The organism is Caulobacter sp. GW456-12-1-14-TSB4 (assembly GCF_059424195.1).
The window spans coordinates 178,123-196,729 of record NZ_JBWKZF010000002.1 but is presented as its reverse complement, the minus strand read 5'-3'; the positions used below and the strand labels follow the sequence as shown (position 1 = coordinate 196,729).

Genomic DNA, 18,607 nt, shown 5'->3' with positions numbered 1-18,607 from the left:
AGGCTTCGAACCTCGACGTCAGGGAGTACGTCATGGCCGGCATCGCCGCCTGGGGCGCCTATGCGCCGCGTCTGCGTCTGAGCCGCAAGGCGGTGACCGAGGCCAATGCCTGGGTCGCCCCGAACCTGAAGGCCAAGGGCAAGGGCGAGCGCTCGATGGCCAACTGGGACGAGGACGCCCTGACCATGGCGGTCGAGGCGGCCCGCGACGCCCTGGGTCCCAGCGACGACCGCAGCCACATCGACAGCCTCTACTTCGCCTCGACGACCGCGCCGTTCGCCGATCGGCTGAACGCGGGCATCGTCTCGGCGGCCCTGACCCTGGAGAAGTCGATCGCCGCCAGCGACGTCACCGGCTCGCAGCGCTGCGGCTTGACGGCGCTGGGCCAGGCCTTGGCGGCTGGCGGGACGGCGCTGGTGGCTGTCGGCGAGCACCGCAAGGCCCGCGCGGTCTCGGCCCAGGAGCTGGACTTCGGCGACGGGGCGGCGGCCTTCGTGGTCACTGATGGTCCCGGCGCCGCCGAGCTGCTGGGGCGCGGCAGCGTCACCGACGACTTCGTCGACCACTTTCGCGGCGACGACGGCGGCTTCGACTACTATTGGGAAGAACGCTGGATCCGCGACGAGGGTATCGTCAAGCTGGTCCCGCCGGCGATCCGCAAGGCGCTGGAGGTTTCCGGCCTAAGCGCTTCTGATGTCGATCATTTCTGCTTTCCATCGACCTTCTCTGGCATGGCCGCTACCGTAGCCAAGAACGTCGGGATCAAGCCCGAGGCCGTCCGCGACAACCTCGCCGCGGTGATGGGCGAGGCCGGCTGCGCGCACGGGCCGATCATGCTGGCCCACGCCTTGGAACACGCCAAGGCGGGCGAGGTCATCCTGGTCGCCCAGTTCGGCCAGGGCGCCGAGGCCCTGGTGTTCCGCGCCACGGGCCAGGGCCAGGGCCAGCGCCCCGCGCGCGGCGTCACCGGCTCGTTGGCTGATCGAGAAGTCGAGACCAACTACCTGAAATTCCTGACCTTCAATGGCCTCATTGATGGGACAAGGGCATGCGGGCCGAGAAGGACAACAAGACGGCCCTGACCACGCTCTATCGCAACGAGGACATGATCCTAGGGCTGGTCGGTGGGCGCTGTCGCGAGACGGGCGTCGTGCAGTTCCCGCGCACCCGCATCTCGGTCGCGCCGAACAACCCGGCCGTCGACACCCAGGAGCCGTACCGCTTCGCCGAGCGTCGTGCGAACGTCCTGAGCTATTCGGCTGATTACCTTACCTTTTCCATGGCACCGCCGAACCACTACGGCATGATCGTGTTCGAGGGCGGTGGGCGGATCATGATGGACATCACCGACGTCGCGCCCGGCGATGTCGAGACCGGCCTGCCGGTGCGGATGGTGTTCCGCATCAAGGAGGTCGACGAGAAGCGCGGCTTCGTCCGCTACTTCTGGAAGGCCACGCCGGACCGTGCGGCGATCTCCGTCCAAACCCCTCAAGCCGCCGAATAGGGAGATCGTCATGCCTCAGGGCATCCGCGACAAGGTCGCCATCCTCGGGATGGGCTGTTCGAAGTTCGGCGAGCGCTGGGACGCCGGTCCCGACGACCTGATGGTCGAGGCTTATCTGGAGGCCATGCAGGACGCCGGCATCGACCAGACCCAGCTGGACGCGGCCTGGTTCTCGACCCACATCGACGAGATCGGTTCGGGCAAGGGCGGCACGCCGCTGTCTATCGCCCTGCGCCTGCCCAATATCGCCGTCACCCGGGTCGAGAACTTCTGCGCCTCGGGTTCGGAGGCCTTCCGGGGCGCGGTCTACGCCGTGGCGGCTGGGGCGGCCGATATCGCGCTTGCGGTTGGCGTCGAGAAGCTGAAGGACACCGGCTATGGCGGTTTGCCGGTCGCCAATCCCGGCACGCTCAATCCGCAGGTGATGCCGAACGGCTCGGCGCCGGGCAACTTTGCCCAGCTGGCCAGCGCCTATCGCGCCAAGCACGGCGTCTCCAAGGACGACCTGAAGCGCGCCATCGCCCATGTCTCGGTCAAGAGCCACGCCAACGGCGCCAAGAACCCCAAGGCCCACCTGCGCAAGCCGATCACCGCCGAGCAGGCCCTGGCCGCGCCGATGATCGCCGAGCCGCTGGGCCTGTTCGACTGCTGCGGCGTCTCGGACGGCGCGGCCGCGGCGATCGTCACCACGCCTGAGATCGCTCGCAGCCTGGGCAAGCACGACCTCGTCACCGTGAAGGCCCTGCAGCTGTCGGTCTCGAACGGCTACGAGAGCCAGTACAACGGCTGGGATGGCAGCCACTTCCACACCGCCCGCATCGCTGCCGGCAAGGCCTATCGCGAGGCCGGCATCGAGCGGCCGCGCGAGCAGATCTCGATGATGGAGGTGCATGACTGCTTCTCGATCACCGAGCTGGTGACGATGGAGGACCTGTTCATCTCGCCCGAGGGCCAGGGCTGGCGCGACGTGCTGGACGGCTTCTACGACGCCGACGGCGGGGTGCCGTGCCAGATCGACGGCGGCCTCAAGTGCTTCGGCCACCCGATCGGGGCCTCGGGCTTGCGGATGCTCTACGAGATGTACCTGCAACTGCAGGGCCGCGCGGGCGAGCGGCAGCTGGCCAATCCGGTGTTCGGCATGACCCACAATCTGGGCGGCGCGCCGGCCAGCAATGTCTGTTCGGTGGCGATCATCGGCCAAGACGGGGCATAGCGGAAAAGAGGCTTAAAGCCGCCTTGGCCTTGGTGTAACCCAGGCTCATGGGCGGTTCGTTCAAAGGCTTCAAGCGCTGGGTTTTCGGAGGGCTGGCGCTGTTCGTCGCGCTGTTCCTCGCGGCCGCCTTCGTCTTCCGATACGACATCCTCAGCAACGCTCTGGACCCCAAGGTCCCGTTCCTGACCTATCACCCGCCGCCGGCTCCGGACTACGGCAAGCGGACGTCGTGGGCGCTGCTGCCGGGCGCGGCCCGGGCCAACCAGCCGGTCGACGTGTTCTTCGTCCATCCGACCACCTTCGACGGCGGGCGGGACTGGAACGGCGGCATCGAGCAGCCCAAGGCCCAGCGGTTCCTGTCGCGGGTGGTGATCCCCAACTATGCCGGGCCGTTCGACCGCGTCGGCCGGGTGTTCGCACCGCGCTACCGCCAGGCCAGCCTTTACACCTATCTGACCCTGCGCGACGACGCCCGCGACGCGCGACGCTTCGCCTATGGCGACGTCCGCCAGGCCTTCAAGACCTATCTGTCGCGCTACGGCGAGGCGCGGCCGTTCATCGTCGTCGGGGTGGAGCAGGGCGGCTCCCTCGCCGCGCGCCTGGTGCGCGAGGAGATCGCCACCGATCCCGATCTCAAGCGCCGCCTGGTCGCCGCCTATCTGATCGAGACTGTGGCCCCGGCCGACGAATACGGGCCCAAGGCGACGATCCCAGCCTGCGAGCACAAGGGCGAGACCAGCTGTGTCGCGGCCTGGGCCTCGGCTCAGGAGGGCGACTTCCAGGCCGTGCAGGAGCTGCTAGGCCGCTCGCTGGTCTGGGACGGGACCGACCAGCTGGTCAATCTCGAGCACCGCGCGCCGCTGTGCTTCAATCCGCTGCTGGGCGGAGTGAGCGCCGAGCGGGCGCCGGCCAAGCTGAACCTGGGCGCGGCCAACGCCACGGGGCTGGAATGGGGCGCTCGCCCGGCCTTCCTGCAGCGGCAGGTCTCGGCCCATTGCGAGAACGGTCTGCTGCGCACCAGCAAGCCCAAGTCCAGCGCCCTGCGCGACAGCGGTTCCTGGGCCGACCGCCGCAAGGTCGACGCCTACAACCTGTTCTACGCCGATCTCGAGGCCGACGCCCTGGCGCGCTCGGTGACCATGATTGGCCGGCCGCTAGCCATCCCGCAAAGCCGCTAGGCCGCCGTAGGTCGGCTGGTCGATGGCGATCTGGCCGATGGCCGTGGCGCGCAGGTGCGCCAGCAGGGCCGGATCGCGTGGGTCGATCGCGCCCTCGCGCAGAGCCTGACAGAGCTTGCCGTTGAGCGTGGCGAAGTCGCCGGTTTCGCCCATCAGCTTCGAGAGCCGCTCGACCGCCTCGGCCTCCAGTCGCGCTCCGTGCTCGGCCTCGCGGGCGAGGGTGGCGCGGGCGTTGTCGGCGACACGGGCCAGGAAGGTCTGGCGGGCGTCTCCCGGGATCACGGGGTCGGCGTCGAAGGCGGCGACGCCCTCGGCCAGTTCGGCGGCGGTCGGATGGGAGATCATACCGTCTCCATCAGCTTGACGAGGTCGATCTCGGTTTCGCTGGTCCGCCGGCCGATCATGGCGCGCTCGATCGAGCGGTCCTGGCCGGTGGCGAAGCTGGAATACATCATCAGGCACATGACGCCCCACTTCAGCGAGCCGAGGGCCTGCCAGAACTTCACGCGCTCCAGGTCGATCCCGCCGCCATAGCCGGCCAGCAGGTCGGCATAGTCGCCAAAGCCGCCGACGGGCCTGCGCCACTCGCCGAAGCGCCAGGAGTTGACGCAGATCCAGCCCAGGTCCTCGGCAGGGTCGCCCAGATGGGCCAGTTCCCAGTCCAGAACGCCGACGAGGCCGCCCGTCGGATGGATCATCAGGTTGCCATTGCGGAAGTCGCCGTGCACCAGCACCGGCCGTTCGGGCGGCGGCGGAGCGATCTCCTCCAGCCAGCGGAACGCCGCTTCCAGGATCGGCCGCTGGGCGCCCAGTTGGCGGTAGATGTCCTCGTAGCGCGCCAGTTCACCCCGCGCATCGGATGTGGCCAGTTCCGGTAGGCCGTCGGTCGACACGGCATGGATTCGCGCCAGCACTTCACCGCAACGGTGCGCGAGCCTGGGCCGGACGCCGGCGAAGGCCTCGTCGCGGACGATCCGCCGGCCCAGGGTCTCGCCCTCCAGTCGGCGCATGACATAGGCCTCGCGGAGGCCGTCGGCCGGTTCGCAGACATGGACCACGCTGGGCGCTGGCGCGCCCGCCTGATCGGCCGCGCGGATCAGGCCGGCCTCAGCCGCCAGGGGCAGGGCGGTCTCGCGCATCGCCGCGCCGTCCGGCCGGCGGCGTAGGATCAGCGGCGTCCCGTCGTCCAGATCGAAGGCCCAGGTCTCCAGGCTGGCGCCGCCCGACAAGCGGCGGACGTTCACGGCCCCCGTCGCGGTCGGCGACAGGCGGGCGGCGAGGCGATCGAGAGCGGCGGCGACGTCCATGAAGCGAGCTTCCAGCTTTCACCTTACGTCACGCAAGAGGTCCGCATCTTTACGGCGAGCCCGGCGCGCCTTAGGCGTGGAGCCTCAACCAACGCCAGGACTTGCCATGCCCTCCGGTCTCGCCGCGCTGCTCGATGACGTCGCGGCCATCACCAAGCTCGCCGCCGCTTCGCTGGACGACGTGGGCGCGGCCGCCGGCAAGGCCGGGACCAAGGCCGTGGGCGTGGTGGTCGATGACGCGGCGGTGACGCCGGGCTACGCCATGGGCTTCACGCCCGACCGCGAGCTGCCGATCGTCTGGAAGATCGCCATGGGCAGCTTGCGCAACAAGCTGCTGTTCCTGCTGCCCGGCGCCTTGCTGCTGTCGGCCTTCGCGCCGTGGGCCGTGACGCCGATCCTGATGGTCGGCGGGGCCTATCTGGCCTTCGAGGCCACCGAAAAAATCCTGGAGGCCTTCACGCCTCACGCCGAGGGCGAGGCGATCGAGGAGTTGGCGCTCAGCGGCCCCGAGCTTGAGAAGCAGAAGGTCGACGGCGCGATCCGCACCGACCTGATCCTGTCCGGCGAGATCATGGCCATCGCCCTGGCGGAGGTCGCGCATCTGAACCTGGGCATGCAGGCGGCAGCCTTGGCCATCGTCGGCATCCTGCTGACCGTCGTGGTCTATGGCGCCGTGGCGCTGATCGTGAAGATGGACGACATCGGCCTGAACCTGTCGCGCCGCGACGCCAAGGGCGTGCAGAGCTTCGGCCGCGGCCTGGTCAAGGCCATGCCGGTGACCATGGAGGCCCTGACCGTGATCGGCACCGCGGCCATGTTGTGGGTCGGCGGCGGCATCATCGTCCACGGCCTGGAGCACTTCCACCTGACGCCGATCCCGACCTGGGTCGAGGGCTTCAAGCGCTGGGCCGAGCAGGCGCCGGGCGTCGGCGCCCTGACCGGCTGGTTCGCTTTCGCCCTGGGCTCGGCCGTGGTCGGCCTGGTGATCGGCGGTGTCCTGGCCGGCCTCATGCACCTCTGGCATCACCGCAAGGGCGCGGCGGCGCACTAGCGAGGCTTGCGGCCCGCCACCAGCGTCGCGCAGCCGAAGAAGCAGCGCTTGAATTCGACCTCCAGGCCTTCGGCGCGCAGCATGTCGCCGAAGGCCGAGGCGTCGCCGAAATTGGTGCTGTACGTCCCGATCATCGTGAAGTCCTGGGCGCCGGCCAGGAACAGGCGCTCGATCAGCGGCAGCACGACCTTCAGGTGGAAAAGGTAGAGCGGGCGCAGGATCCAGCCCTTGGGATCCGACGCCTCGATCAGCGAGAACACGCCGCCAGGGCGCAGGCTGCGGGCGATCAGCCTGGCCAGCTTGGCGTGCTGCTCGGCATTGAAGGTCTTCAGGCCGAAGGTCGAGACGACGAAGTCCGCGCTGGCGTCCGGCAGGGCGCTGGCCAGGATATCGTCCTCGACGAAGGCGATCCGATGGGCGCGATGATGGTGCAGGCGTTCCAGGGCCCGCTGGTGCATGCCCGACGAGATGTCGACGGCGGTGATCGACGCCAGGTTCGGAAAGCGGCGTAACAGGTGCGGCCAGACCTCGCCGGTGCCGGCCATAAGGTCATAGCCGGTTTGGCTGGCCGTCAGCGTGTCGGGCAGGGCGGCGACGCATTGCTTGCGCCAGCGCTCGGTGAAGCCGAACGAGCATATCGCGCTGAAGGTGATGTACTTGCCCGAGCAGCGGTCGAAGACGCCTTTGACGAAGGCCGGGTCATAGATATCCGCCATCGCCATGGTGCTCCTTGTCAGCCCGCCTCGTTGAGCGGCGAGGCCGGTTTCCAGTCGAAGAGTTCCTGCATCGTCCGCAGGGCCTGGCCGCGCGGCGAGGTCAGCTGCGGGTCGCGGGCCAGGATCAGCCTGGCGTCGTCGGCCGCCACCGCGATCAGGTCGCGGTGCGCGACGGGATCGGCCAGGCGATAGGCCGGGAAGCCGCTCTGCTTGAGGCCAAGCGGGTCGCCGCCGCCGCGCAGCTCAAGGTCCTTCTCGGCGATCTCGAAGCCATCGTCGCTGCGGCGCAGGATGTCGAGGCGCTGCTGGGCCACTTCCGACAGCGGCGGGTCGTAGAGCAGTACGCAGGAGCTCTCGCGCGTGCCTCGGCCGACACGGCCGCGCAGTTGGTGCAGCTGGGCCAGGCCGAAGCGGTCGGCGTGCTCGATGACCATGATGCTGGCGTTGGGGACATTGACCCCGACCTCGACCACCGTCGTGGCGACCAGCACGCTGACCTCGCCATCGACGAAGCGCTGCATGACCGCGTCCTTCTCGGCCGGTGGCATCTGGCCGTGGACCAGGCCGACGCCGGGCAGGTGCTTGGCGAGGTCCGCGGCGCGATCCTCGGCGGCGCGCAGGTCGATCTTGTCGGACTCCGAGACCAGCGGGCAGATCCAGAAGGCCTGGGCGCCGCTGGTGATGGCGCTGCGCAGGCGCTCGACGATCTCGGGCACGCGCGGGGTCGGCGCGGCGCGGGTGGCGACCGGCGTGCGGCCCGGCGGCTTCTCGTCGATGCGCGAGACGTCAAGGTCGCCGAAGACGGTCAGCTCCAGGGTGCGCGGGATCGGCGTGGCCGACATGGCCAGCAGGTGGACGCCTTCGCCCTTGTCTTGCAGGCGTCGGCGCTCGTTGACGCCGAAGCGGTGCTGTTCGTCGATGATCGTCAGCGCGAGGGCGTTGAAGACGACATCGTCCTGGAACAGCGCGTGGGTGCCGACGGCGACGTGGTGGGTTCCGTCCGCCAGGCCCAGCAGCTTGGCCGAGCGGCCGGCGCCCTTGTCACGGCCGGTCAGCAGCACCACCGACAGGCCCAGCGCCTGCAGCGGCGCGGCGATGGTCTCGAAGTGCTGGCGGGCCAGGATTTCGGTGGGGGCCATGAGGGCCGACTGCAAACCGGCATTGGCGGCGTCGGCCATGGCCAGCATGGCCACCACCGTCTTGCCCGAGCCGACGTCGCCTTGCAGCAGCCGGCTCATCCGTTCGCCCGAGGCCAGGTCGCCGCGAATCTCCGAGAGGCTGCGGATCTGGGCGCCGGTCAGCTTGAAGGGCAGGGCCTTCTCGGCCGCGTCCGACAGCGGACTGGACGGGATGCGCGGACCCGGCGTCGCGCGGCGCGAGGCCTTGCGCTGGGCCAGGGCCAGCTGGTGAGCCAGCAGTTCGTCATAGGCCAGGCGCCGGCGGGGACGGGCCAGGGGAGAAAGGTCAGCCTCGCTGGCGGGGGCGTGTAGGGCGGTAAAGGCCTCGCGCCAGCCTGGGAGTTTCTCGCGCTCTTGCCAGGCGGGGTCCTGCCATTCCTGCAGCTCGGGCGCGCGATCCAGAGCCTCCAGGGCGAACTTGCGGAAGGTGCGCGAGGGCAGGCCGTGAGTCGCCGGATAGACGGTCTCGATCTCGGGGATGTCGCCGACCCGTTCGGCGTCGACGATGTAGTCCGGATGGGCGATCTGCAGTTCGGAGGCGTAGCCGTCCGGCCGTTCGACCTTGCCGCTGACGGCGCGTTGGGCGCCCTTGGGATGCTGGCGCTCCAGGTGCGGGCCGTGGCCCTTGAACCAGATCAGGGTCAGAAAGCCCGTGCCGTCCCAGGCGCGGATCTTCCAGGGCTGGCCCAGGCGGCCCGGCTGCTGGTGCTGGTCGATGGTGACGACGAACGTCTGGACCTGGCCCTCGACGGCCTGGTCGACCGTGGTCACCGACCGACGGATCAGGCCGGCCGGCGCGGTGAACAGCACGTCGCGCACGATCGGGCCAGCCAGTTTTTCGACCAGCGGCGCAACGCGCGGGCCCACGCCCTTGAGCGTGGACACCGAGCTGAACAGGGGGAAGAGAATCTCCGGGCGCATTTGGCGCGAGCTTAACCGCCTCCGCGCCCGGTCGCAGCCTTAGTCGGCCTGATTCATGATCGGGGTGAGGGCCACCACGATGTCGGCGTACTCGTCCGCGCGCGAGGCGCCCGAGACGTTCAGGCGCGTGTAGAGCCAGGTCGCGCCGTGGCGCGAATAGGCTTCCGACCAGCGGGCCTTGGCGTCGATCAGGTTGTTGGCCTCACCGGCGAAAACCACCGCGCCCTTGGCGTCGACATAGACGTAGTTGCCGGCGATCGTGGTCGCCGGGTCGCCGTTCTCGGCCAGCTTGTAGCGATAGACGGCGCCCGAGGCGCCCTTGAGTTCGATATAAGGCTTCACGCTGTCCTCGCCATAAAAGCCACCCGGCGTAGGGCTTTGGATTCAATCGTTAAACGCGCGCCTGAGCAGCGAGGCCGCCTACGCAATTCGCCTGACGCGCTAGCAGGACGTGAAGCGTCCCGTGGGCCAAATTATGGCTGGAGAACACCCGACCTGGCCAGGAACTTGCGGGTCCGCTCTTCGCGCGGGGAGGCAAGCAACTGACGTGACGGTCCTTGCTCCACGATGACGCCGCCGTCCATGAAAATCGTCCGGTCAGCGACGTCTCGTGCGAAATCCATCTGGTGGGTGACGATCACCATGGTGCGTTTTTCAGCCGCCAGGTCGCGGATCACGGCCAGCACCTCGCCGACCAGTTCGGGGTCGAGGGCCGAGGTCGGCTCGTCGAACAGAATCACTTCGGGGTCCATGGCCAGCGCCCGGGCGATGGCGCAGCGCTGCTGCTGACCGCCCGACAGCGCGGCGGGATAGGCGTCGGCGCGGCCACCGAGGCCGACCTTCTCCAGCAAAGCCAAGCCGCGCGCGCGGGCCTTGGCGGGGTCTTCCTTGCGGACGACCACCGGGCCCTCGATCACGTTCTCCAGCGCCGTCTTGTGCGGGAACAGGTTGAAGCTCTGGAAGACGAAGCCGACACGACCGTCCAGGGCCTTGGCCAGCGGGACCTTGCCGCCGCTGGTGACCCCCGCGATGGTCAGGTCGCCGCCGTTCAGCAGCTCCAGGCCGGCCAGGCAGCGGAGCAGGGTGCTCTTGCCCGAGCCGCTGGGGCCAATGATGGCCACGACCTCGCCCGGCGAGACGGTCAGGTCGACGCCGGCCAGGACGGATGTGTCGCCGAAGCTTTTCTTCAGGCCCTTGGCGTCGATCGCGCTCATCGGCGGCCCTCCGAAGCACGGCGTTCGAGGCGGCTCTGCACGGCGGCGAGCACGGTGGACAGGATCCAGTAGATGGCTGCCGCGGCCAGGTACATCGTGAAGATCTCGTAGGTCCGGGCGGTGATCAACTGGGCCTGGCGGAACAGCTCCGGCACCTGGATCGTGGCGGCCAGGGAGGTGTCCTTCACGAGGCCGATGAAGCTGTTGGACAACGGCGCCACGGCGGTGCGGGCGGCTTGCGGCAGGATCACCCGACGCAGGGTCTGGCCCCGGCTCATGCCCAGCACGCTGGCGGCCTCCCACTGGCCCTTGTCGACGGCGTCGATGGCGCTGCGCAGGATCTCGCAGGAATAGGCGGCGACGTTCAACGAAAAGCCGATGCCGGCGGCGGCCAGGGCGGGCATCTCGATCCCGAACTGCGGCAGGCCGTAATAGATCAGGAACAGCTGCACCAAGAGCGGCGTGCCCCGGAACGCCGAGACATAGACCGCCGCCGGCCAGCGCAGCAGCGGCGAGCGCGACAGGCGCATCAAGGCCAGGCCAAAGCCCAGCACGACGCCGATGCCCATGCCGATGACGCTGAGCAGAACGGTATAGCCGGCGCCCTTCAGCAGCAGGGGCGCGGACTGGCGCAGCAGATCCAGGCCGGTGTCCATGGTCCTAGTGCGTCACGTCCATGGCGAACCACTGCTGCGAGATCGCCGTCAGCTTGCCGCTGGCGCGCAGGGCGTCGATGGCCTGGTCGATGACGACCTTCAGGCCCGGATCTTTCTTCATGGCCACGCCCGAGCCCTGGGCCGCGAACGGCATGCCGGATGCGACGAACTCCGGCGAGCTCTTGACGAAGTCGGCGGCGACGAGGCGGTCGTTCAGCACCGCGTCGATGCGGCCGGCGCGCAGGTCCTGGTACTTGGTCGGATCGTCGTCATAGGTGCGGATGTCGGCCTTGGGCACGTTGGCCCGCGCCCATTGCTCGTAGTTGGTGCCCAGGCCCACACCGACCTTCTTGCCGGCCAGGTCCTCGGGCTTTTCCAGGCCCGGCGTGGCCTTCAGCTTGATGATCTGGATGCCTGAGACCGTGTAGGGCTCGGAGAAGTCGTACTTGGCCTGGCGCTCGGGCGTGATGGTGATCTGGTTGATCACGACATCGACGCGGCCCGATTCCAGCGCGCCCAGCAGGCCCGCGAACGGGGCGGGGCTGAACTGCGGCTTAAGGCCCAGCTGGGCGGCCAGGGCCTTGGCGAAATCGACCTCGAAGCCGGCCAACTGGCCGCTCTTGTCCTGGAAGTTGAAGGGCGGATAGGTGCCCTCCAGGCCCACGCGCAGGGCCCCGGACGCCTTGATCCTGTCCCAGGCGTTCGTACCGGCTTCCGGCTTCTTGCCGCAGGCGGCGAGCAGGGCGGCAAGGCCGAGGCCGGAAAGAACGGCGCGGCGGGCAGGGAATCGCATCGGACGAACCTTTGGGCGAAACAATCTGTCGCAGTTCTATACGGGCGGACGCGGTTCGCCAGCCCGAACATGGCGAAGCTGGCTCGACCTGACCGCGAATTAAGCTGACGGCGGGGCGGACTCGGGGCCTGCTGCTCGGTTCATCCTTGGGAGGGGAGATCTCATGGCTCAATTCGATCCGGCGGCCGCCACGGCCGCCTATCTGGCGCAGCTGCCGCCCGAAGCGCACGTCAAGGCGCAGCATTACACGCAAGGTGGCCACTGGCTGCTGTTGTGGGGCTTCATCGTCTCGGTGCTGATCTCGTGGATCGTCATCCGCTCGGGCGTGCTGACCAAGGTGGAACAGGGCGTCGAGCGCAAGAAGGGCCGGCCGTTCCTGGCCAGCTTCCTGGTCGCCGCGGTGTTCACGGCGATCAGCTGGGTGCTGGGCCTGCCGTGGGCGGTCTATTCGAACTGGTGGCGGCAGAAGCAGTACGGCCTGACCAGCCAGGCGTTCGGCGGCTGGCTGACCGAGAACCTGATGGGCGCGGCGATCTCGCTGGTGTTCACCTCGCTGTTCCTGGCGCTGCTGTACCTGCTGATCCGCCGCGCGCGCCGCCTGTGGTGGCTGTGGGCCGGTGGCCTGACGGCAGGCTTCATCGTCTTCAGCATGCTGATCGCGCCGGTCTTCATCGAGCCGCTGTTCAACAAGTACACGCCCGCGCCGGCCGGACCGGTGCGTGACGAGGTTGTGGCCATGGCCAAGTCGGTCGGCATCCCGAGCGACAAGATCTTCGTCTACAACGGCTCCAAACAGTCCAACGCCTATACCGCCAACGTCTCGGGCCTGGGCGGTTCGGCCCGCGTGGCGATGAGCGACGTGATGTTCAAGAAGGGCGCCGACATCGCCGAGGTGCGCGGCGTCGTCGGTCACGAGATGGGCCACTACGCCCACCAGCACAGCCTGTGGATCACCGGCATCTTCGCTGTCCTGGCGGTCGCCGCCTTCTTCATCGTCGACAGGACGTTCCCGTGGTTCGCGCAAGCGCTGAACGCCAAGGGCGTGACGGGCATCGCCGATCCGGCCGGCCTGCCGGTGCTGGCGGTGATTCTGGCGGTGCTGGGCCTCATCGGCGGGCCGATCACCAACACCCTGGTCCGCGAGGTCGAGAGCGACGCCGACCGCTACAGCCTGGTGAACTTCAACGAGCCGGACGGCCTGGCCAAGGCCCTCGTCAAGACGATCGAGTACCGCGCCGCCACGCCGTCGAAGCTGGAAGAGGTGCTGTTCTACGACCACCCGGCGGTCAGCGTCCGCGTCCGCCGCGCCATGGACTGGAAGGCGACGCATCCGAAGTAGGGCGCACGAAAAAGCCCCGCGCTTTCGGGCGCGGGGCCGGCTTTCGCTTGGGTGTTAGATCAACGCTTCCGCACGAACACCGTGCCGGCCGAGTAGCCTGCGCCGAAGCTGCAGATCAGGCCCGTCTCGCCCGCCGCGAAGTCGTCATTGGCGGTGTGGAAGGCAATGATCGAGCCGGCCGAGCTGGTGTTGGCGTACTCGTCCAGGATGATGACGTTCTCGCCCGGAGCCGGATCGCGGCCTAGCACCTTGCGGCCGATCATCTCGTTCATGTTGATGTTGGCCTGGTGCAGCCACAGGCGCTTTAGCCCTGTCGGGTCGATGCCCAGGTCGCTGGCGTGTTCGACAATCATCTCGCTGACCATCGGCACCACCTCGCGGAACACCTTGCGGCCTTCCTGCACGAACAGCTTGTCGCGCGCGCCTTCGCCTTCCGGGGCGGCGCGGTTGAGGAAGCCGAAGTTGTTGCGGATGTTGTTGGAGAACTGGGTCTTCAGGCGCGTGCCCAGGATCTCCCAGCCACCCGAGGCCTGCGACGCGTCCTCGACGATCACGGCCGTGGCCACGTCGCCGAAGATGAAGTGGCTGTCGCGGTCCTTGAAGTTCAGGTGGCCCGAGCAGATCTCCGGATTGACCATCAGCACCGCCTTGGCGCTGCCGGTCGTCACGAAGTCGGCGGCGGTCTTGATGCCGAAGGTGGCCGACGAGCACGCCACGTTCATGTCGAAGGCGAAGCCCTCGATGCCCAGGGCCTGCTGGATCTCGATGGCCATGGCCGGGTAGGGGCGCTGCATGTTCGAGGCGGCGCAGATCACCGCGCCGATCTCGCTGACCGGCTTGCCCCAGCGCGCGATCGCCTGCTTGGCGGCCTCGACCGCCATCTCGGCCAGGATCGACAGCTCGTCATTGCCGCGCTCCGGCAGCACCGGACGCATCAGGTCGGGATCGATGATGCCGTCCTTGTTCATCACGAAGCGCGACTTGATGCCGGAAGCCTTCTCGATGAATTCGGGCGAGGACGGGGCCAGGGCGACCACGTCGCCGGCCGCGATGGCCTCGGCGTTGGCGGCGTTGAAGCGCTCGACGAAGGTGTTGAAGGCCTCGACCAGCTCGGCGTTCGAAATGGAGAAGGGCGGGGTGTACAGCCCCGTGGCGGCGATGACGGCTTGCGGCAAGACGGCGGTCCCGATGATACGCGCGGCCCTCGTCCTGGATGGCGACGGGGCCGCGTTCTGACGCTTGTTTGACTCGTAGATAGCACGGATGGCGCGGCCGTCATCACTGCGGCTTTTGGGCAACGACACGGAATGGTCTCGAACGCGACCGTGAACCGCCGCATGGCCGCCGCGTTATCCGCCTAGCACAAGCTGGCTGTGGGAGCTGAAGACTACGAGTAGAATTGGAGTACAAGAATGAAGACTCTCATCACCGCCACCCTGATCGCCGGTTCGGTTCTCGCGATCCCGATGTTCGCACAGGCTCAGAATTCGACCGAGGTCTATGGTTCGCTGAACTATGGTCAAACTCGGACGCGCGGCGCTGACACCGGCGCTATTCAAGGACGCGTCGGCGCCAAGCTTACGCCTAATTTCGGTGTCGAGGCCGAGGCGGCTGGCGGCGTCGATGGCGACAAGGTCTACACGCCGGGCGGTCCGGCCACCGTGAAGATGGAGCACCAGGTCGCGGGCTACGCCGTTGGCTATCTGCCGGTGACCCCCAATATCGACCTGTTGGCCCGCGCCGGCTACGGCACGACCAAGTTCAAGACCAACAATCCGGCCGCCACGAACTTCGACGGCAGCCATGACAGCTGGAACTACGGCGTCGGCGCCCAGTACAAGTTCGACGACAAGAACGGCATCCGCGCCGACTGGACGAAGTCCGAATACACCAAGAGCGATCTGAGCTCGAACACTGTGGCCGTGGGTTACGTCCGCAAGTTCTAGGTTCGGCCTTCCGGACATGAAAAACGGCGCGCCTCTCGCGGGGCGCGCCGTTCGTCGTTTCAGAGGTCGAGGTTACTCGACGATGCTGGCCGCGGGCTTGGGCGGCTCCGTCCCGTAATAGTGGTTGTGGACCACCGGACCGGTTCCGGGCGGGCCAGCGCGGCCCTTGGGATCCTCGCCGTAGCGGTTCGGGCCGGGCGTGCCGTCCAGCACGGTGAAGATGAAGACCACGAAGCCGCCGAACGGGATCAGGCTCAGCAGCAGGAACCAGCCGGACTTGTCGCTGTCGTGCAGGCGGCGAACGCTGACGGCCAGGCTCGGCAGGAACATGGCCAGGTAGAACGCGCCCAGAGCCAGGACGATCAGCAGGGTGAAGCCAGCGGCGCCGGCATTGGCCGAGTCGGAATTGCTCGAGCCCACGCTTGCGCCGGCAAGTCCCGCCACCAAGAACAGGATGCCGGCCGGGATGCCCGACAGGAAAATGAACAGCGAGAACAGCCAGTACTCCGAGCGGCGCGCACGGCCTTCGAACTGGGCGTATTTGCGCAACGGCGCGAACATCAACGACATGCGGAGTTCCCCTCACAGGCGCGACGACGCGCTTCAACCTCCGGCACAGTAAGCAGGCGAGTACTCCACCGTAAAGCGGCGGCGCTTGACGACAGGCCCGTGTTCAGCAATCTGAACAGCAATAAGTTACGGGGGGATGCGTCGGTCTTGGACAAGACGCTGTTGATTCAGTTGGGCGGCTCGGTGGCCGCCGTGGCTCTGCTTGTGGCGTTCGCGGCGTGGATGGGGGTGGCGAGAGCGACCCCGCCGCTCGATCCGGCGACCGCCCGCGCACTGCTCGCGATCGAATTTCCGGATCACACACCAGACGCTGTCTGGGTCACCGCCGATGGCGCGGGGATCATCGCCCGCGAAGGCGCGCTGGCCCTGGTGCTCTACCGGCGCGGCGACAGCTATGTCGCCCGCGACCTGCCATGGAGCGCGGTCGCCGCCTTGAAGCCGACCAATGGCCGGCTGGCCCTGAAACTGTCCGACGCCCGTCCCGTGTTCGCCGTCAACGACGACGCCTGGCCGCCGAAAGAGCTCGCCTGATGCTGAAAGCCCCGTTCGATCCCGTCCAGATGGCCATCCCGTTCTTCGTGCTGGCCATCATCCTGGAAATCCTGATCGGCCGCTTCGGCAAGGCCAAGGCCAATTACGAGACCCGCGACACCGCCATGTCGCTGTCGATGGGTTTCGGCAGCACCATCGCCGGCCTGCTGCTGGGCGGGGTGATCTTCGCCGTGACGGTGTGGGTCTGGCATCACCGCATCTTCACGATCCCGATGACCGCCGTCTGGGCCTGGATCGCCGTCTTCCTGCTGGAGGACCTGACCTACTATTGGTTCCACCGCCTGGCGCATGAGCGCCGCGTCTGGTGGGCCAGCCACGTCAACCACCACACCTCGACCCACTACAACCTGTCGACCGCCCTGCGTCAGACCTGGACCGGCGGCGTCGCGGGCACCTGGCTGCTGTGGCTGCCGTTGTCGTTCCTGGGCTTCCCGCCGGCCATGGTGGCGATCCAGAAGGGCGTCAGCCTCGTCTACCAGTTCTGGATCCACACCGAGGCGATCAAGCGCATGCCGCGCTGGTTCGAGGCGGTGTTCAACACGCCGTCGCATCACCGCGTGCACCACGCCCGCAACGCCCGCTACCTGGACGCCAACTACGCCGGCATCCTGATCATCTGGGACCGGCTGTTCGGCACCTTCATCCCCGAGGTCGACGAGGAGCCCTGCCGCTATGGCACGGTCAAGAACCTGGGCAGCTTCAACCTCTTCCACAACGTGTTCCACGAGTGGATCGGCATCGCCAAGGACGTGGCCGCCTCGCCGCGTCACGCCCTGGGCTACATCTTCGGCCCGCCGGGCTGGAGCCATGACGGTTCGCGCGACACCTCCCACACGCTGAAGGCCAAATGGCGCGCGCGGGTGGAGGCGGAGAAGGGCGGCTCCTAGGGCTTGGGTGCGTAGGCGCTGGCCGGGTTCCAGCGCGGCCGCTCCGGCGCGTTCGCGACCGTCTCGGACAGCGTGTAGAAGAACCGGTTGAAGTCGCGCGCCGCCTCGAAGTCCATCGGCTGGTTGATGTCGTCCTGGGGCCGGTGGTAGCGGACCTCGTACCATTCGCGATAGCGGCGCTCGGCCTCGGTTCCGGGCTCGTAGCCGAACACGAAGCCCACGGCCGGCACGCCGATCTGGATGAACTCCCAGCTATCGGCGCGGCTGAGCAGGCGGCGTTCGGGTTCGGGATCTGCCTGGACGCGGATGCCTTGCGCGGCGGCGACATCGTGGGCGGTCGCGCCCAGGTCGCTCTCGGCCATCCCCATCACCGTCATCAGCTTCAGCGGGAACAGCGGCCGCAGTTGGTCGAGATTGATGTTGGCCACGATGCTGCTCTTGGCCACGGTGGGATGGCGGGTGAACCACTTGGCGCCCAGCAAGCCCTTTTCCTCGCCGGTGAACGAGGCCAGCAGCACGCTGCGCTTCAGCGGCTTGCCCTTATGGTTCTCGGCGAAGCGGATCAGCAGGCCGACATAGGCCGCGTCGTCCAGGGTCCCGTTGTAGAGCCCGTCGCCCTTGACCGGTTCTCCCGGCCCATAGCCGTCCAGGTGGGCCGACAGCACCAGGTGCTCGGCCGCCAGTTTCGGGTCCGAGCCCGGAAGCAACGCCAGGACGTTGGTGGCCTTGTAGTCGCGGGTCGAGGCCTTGAACGTCGCCTTCAGCCGACCCGGCGCGTCGAACGCCGCCAGCGGGGCCTTGGTCCCGCCGGCCTTCAGCAGGGACGCCGCGTCCTGGCCCGAGCCGGCGATCAGCAGCGCCAGGGCGTCGGCGTGCAGCGACATGGCCACGAGGCCGCCGGTCTTGGGCGGCGGGGCGTCGGCGATATTGACCGAGCGGGCATAGGCGAACGGCCAACGCGCCGGCTCGATGGTGAAGTAGGGATCGGCCACCTGGATGATCGCCACGCCGCCAGCGGCCTGGACCGCCGCGATGCGCTGGGCCGAGCTGGTCATGCCCGTGCGTCGGGTGTCGAAGCAGATCACCGCCTTGCCCTTGGCGGCGACAAGATCCTCGGGCCGGCAATAGCCGCCGAACATCAGCGGCGCGTCCAGGCTGGCCGGCAGATCGTCGGCCGCGCGGACGGTATATTGGTGCAGGAACTTCAGCGGCGTGCTGGCGCCGTCGCGGACCACCGAGACCTCGGCGCTCTCGACCTTCGACTCGTGCACAGGGAAGCTCTGGAAGAAGGTCCCGTTGTCGCCTGCCGGCTTCAGGCCCGCGGTCTTCAGGCGGGCGGCGACCCACTGGTTGGCGCGATCATGGCCCGGCGAGCCGATGTCGCGGCCCTCCATGGCGTCCGAGCTCAGGGCCTCGGTGATCTTCCACCATTCGCGGGTGTCGGCGTCCTTGATGCCGGCGGTGCGGGGTTCAGCCCCTGCGCTGGCGGCGGCCAGCAGCGCCGCCGTGGCGCTGGCGATCAGGTACAGGTTCTTGGACACGCGACGCTCCCCCTCAGGACAGCGCCACCATCGACGCCCGC

General features: G+C 68.1%; 18 protein-coding genes and 1 pseudogene. 8 read left to right on the top strand and 11 right to left on the bottom strand.

All coding sequences use genetic code 11. The features are described from left to right. The first annotated feature begins 32 nt into the window (after positions 1 to 32). The 3 genes and pseudogenes from AC07YH_RS02910 (at position 33) to AC07YH_RS02900 (ending at position 3,895) form a co-directional block, all read left to right on the top strand. Positions 33 to 1,504, top strand: a pseudogene (locus AC07YH_RS02910) (hydroxymethylglutaryl-CoA synthase family protein). 10 nt (positions 1,505 to 1,514) lie between these two features. Continuing rightward, positions 1,515 to 2,717 (top strand): acetyl-CoA acetyltransferase, encoded by a 1,203-nt coding sequence (locus tag AC07YH_RS02905; RefSeq protein WP_494745511.1) that lies wholly within the window; start codon positions 1,515 to 1,517, stop codon positions 2,715 to 2,717. Positions 2,718 to 2,764: 47 nt separating this feature from the next. Next, a complete protein-coding gene (locus tag AC07YH_RS02900; RefSeq protein WP_494745510.1) occupies positions 2,765 to 3,895 on the top strand; it encodes a DUF3089 domain-containing protein in 1,131 nt (376 codons plus the stop codon). On the opposite strand, the gene AC07YH_RS02895 is transcribed toward AC07YH_RS02900, so the two are convergent. Then, the gene (locus AC07YH_RS02895) at positions 3,872 to 4,240 is read right to left on the bottom strand and encodes a DUF6285 domain-containing protein (protein WP_494745509.1); all 369 of its coding nucleotides are present in this window, start codon (positions 4,238 to 4,240) and stop codon (positions 3,872 to 3,874) included. The genes AC07YH_RS02900 and AC07YH_RS02895 overlap by 24 nt on opposite strands. Further along, positions 4,237 to 5,202, bottom strand: a complete 966-nt coding sequence (locus AC07YH_RS02890) for a phosphotransferase family protein (RefSeq protein WP_494745508.1) — start codon at positions 5,200 to 5,202, stop codon at positions 4,237 to 4,239. The genes AC07YH_RS02895 and AC07YH_RS02890 overlap by 4 nt, the downstream gene beginning before the upstream one ends. Positions 5,203 to 5,308: 106 nt before the next feature. Between AC07YH_RS02890 and AC07YH_RS02885 the strand changes: the two genes are divergently transcribed. Then, positions 5,309 to 6,253 (top strand): DUF808 domain-containing protein, encoded by a 945-nt coding sequence (locus AC07YH_RS02885; RefSeq protein WP_494745507.1) that lies wholly within the window; start codon positions 5,309 to 5,311, stop codon positions 6,251 to 6,253. Here the strand turns inward: AC07YH_RS02885 and AC07YH_RS02880 are convergent. From AC07YH_RS02880 to tcyJ, 6 genes are all read right to left on the bottom strand, one after another. Next, a complete protein-coding gene (locus AC07YH_RS02880) occupies positions 6,250 to 6,969 on the bottom strand; it encodes a class I SAM-dependent methyltransferase (protein WP_494745506.1) in 720 nt (239 codons plus the stop codon). The two genes, AC07YH_RS02885 and AC07YH_RS02880, sit on opposite strands and share 4 nt — an antisense overlap. Positions 6,970 to 6,986: 17 nt before the next feature. After that, a complete protein-coding gene (recG, locus tag AC07YH_RS02875) occupies positions 6,987 to 9,068 on the bottom strand; it encodes an ATP-dependent DNA helicase RecG (RefSeq protein WP_494745505.1) in 2,082 nt (693 codons plus the stop codon). Positions 9,069 to 9,107: 39 nt separating this feature from the next. Then, on the bottom strand, positions 9,108 to 9,410 hold the full coding sequence (locus AC07YH_RS02870; RefSeq protein WP_494617066.1) for a hypothetical protein: 303 nt from the start codon (positions 9,408 to 9,410) through the stop codon (positions 9,108 to 9,110). A gap of 131 nt (positions 9,411 to 9,541) precedes the next feature. After that, positions 9,542 to 10,282 (bottom strand): amino acid ABC transporter ATP-binding protein, encoded by a 741-nt coding sequence (locus tag AC07YH_RS02865; RefSeq protein WP_494745504.1) that lies wholly within the window; start codon positions 10,280 to 10,282, stop codon positions 9,542 to 9,544. Continuing rightward, positions 10,279 to 10,938 carry a cystine ABC transporter permease gene (tcyL, locus tag AC07YH_RS02860; RefSeq protein WP_494745503.1) on the bottom strand — a complete coding sequence of 220 codons (660 nt, stop codon included), beginning with the start codon at positions 10,936 to 10,938 and terminating at the stop codon, positions 10,279 to 10,281. The genes AC07YH_RS02865 and tcyL overlap by 4 nt, the downstream gene beginning before the upstream one ends. A 4-nt stretch (positions 10,939 to 10,942) precedes the next feature. Continuing rightward, positions 10,943 to 11,731 (bottom strand): cystine ABC transporter substrate-binding protein, encoded by a 789-nt coding sequence (tcyJ, locus tag AC07YH_RS02855; protein WP_494745502.1) that lies wholly within the window; start codon positions 11,729 to 11,731, stop codon positions 10,943 to 10,945. Positions 11,732 to 11,894: 163 nt separating this feature from the next. Here tcyJ and AC07YH_RS02850 point away from each other — a divergent pair, with 163 nt between their 5' ends. After that, on the top strand, positions 11,895 to 13,070 hold the full coding sequence (locus AC07YH_RS02850; protein WP_494745501.1) for a M48 family metallopeptidase: 1,176 nt from the start codon (positions 11,895 to 11,897) through the stop codon (positions 13,068 to 13,070). A gap of 59 nt (positions 13,071 to 13,129) precedes the next feature. Here AC07YH_RS02850 and AC07YH_RS02845 read toward each other — a convergent pair whose 3' ends face one another. After that, positions 13,130 to 14,245 carry a beta-ketoacyl-ACP synthase III gene (locus AC07YH_RS02845; RefSeq protein ID WP_494745500.1) on the bottom strand — a complete coding sequence of 372 codons (1,116 nt, stop codon included), beginning with the start codon at positions 14,243 to 14,245 and terminating at the stop codon, positions 13,130 to 13,132. Between the two features lie 237 nt (positions 14,246 to 14,482). Here AC07YH_RS02845 and AC07YH_RS02840 point away from each other — a divergent pair, with 237 nt between their 5' ends. Further along, positions 14,483 to 15,016 carry a porin family protein gene (locus AC07YH_RS02840; RefSeq protein ID WP_494745499.1) on the top strand — a complete coding sequence of 178 codons (534 nt, stop codon included), beginning with the start codon at positions 14,483 to 14,485 and terminating at the stop codon, positions 15,014 to 15,016. A gap of 72 nt (positions 15,017 to 15,088) precedes the next feature. Here AC07YH_RS02840 and AC07YH_RS02835 read toward each other — a convergent pair whose 3' ends face one another. Continuing rightward, positions 15,089 to 15,586: a DUF805 domain-containing protein gene (locus AC07YH_RS02835; RefSeq protein ID WP_494745498.1), complete on the bottom strand. Its 498-nt coding sequence runs from the start codon at positions 15,584 to 15,586 to the stop codon at positions 15,089 to 15,091. 147 nt (positions 15,587 to 15,733) lie between these two features. Between AC07YH_RS02835 and AC07YH_RS02830 the strand changes: the two genes are divergently transcribed. Together AC07YH_RS02830 and AC07YH_RS02825 are read left to right on the top strand one after the other, a co-directional pair. Beyond that, complete coding sequence (locus tag AC07YH_RS02830) at positions 15,734 to 16,117, top strand: hypothetical protein (RefSeq protein WP_494745497.1); 384 nt, start codon at positions 15,734 to 15,736, stop codon at positions 16,115 to 16,117. Next, complete coding sequence (locus AC07YH_RS02825) at positions 16,117 to 17,025, top strand: sterol desaturase family protein (protein WP_494745496.1); 909 nt, start codon at positions 16,117 to 16,119, stop codon at positions 17,023 to 17,025. The genes AC07YH_RS02830 and AC07YH_RS02825 overlap by 1 nt, the downstream gene beginning before the upstream one ends. Here the strand turns inward: AC07YH_RS02825 and AC07YH_RS02820 are convergent. After that, positions 17,022 to 18,566 carry a M28 family peptidase gene (locus AC07YH_RS02820; protein ID WP_494745495.1) on the bottom strand — a complete coding sequence of 515 codons (1,545 nt, stop codon included), beginning with the start codon at positions 18,564 to 18,566 and terminating at the stop codon, positions 17,022 to 17,024. The genes AC07YH_RS02825 and AC07YH_RS02820 overlap by 4 nt on opposite strands. Positions 18,567 to 18,607: the final 41 nt, after the last annotated feature.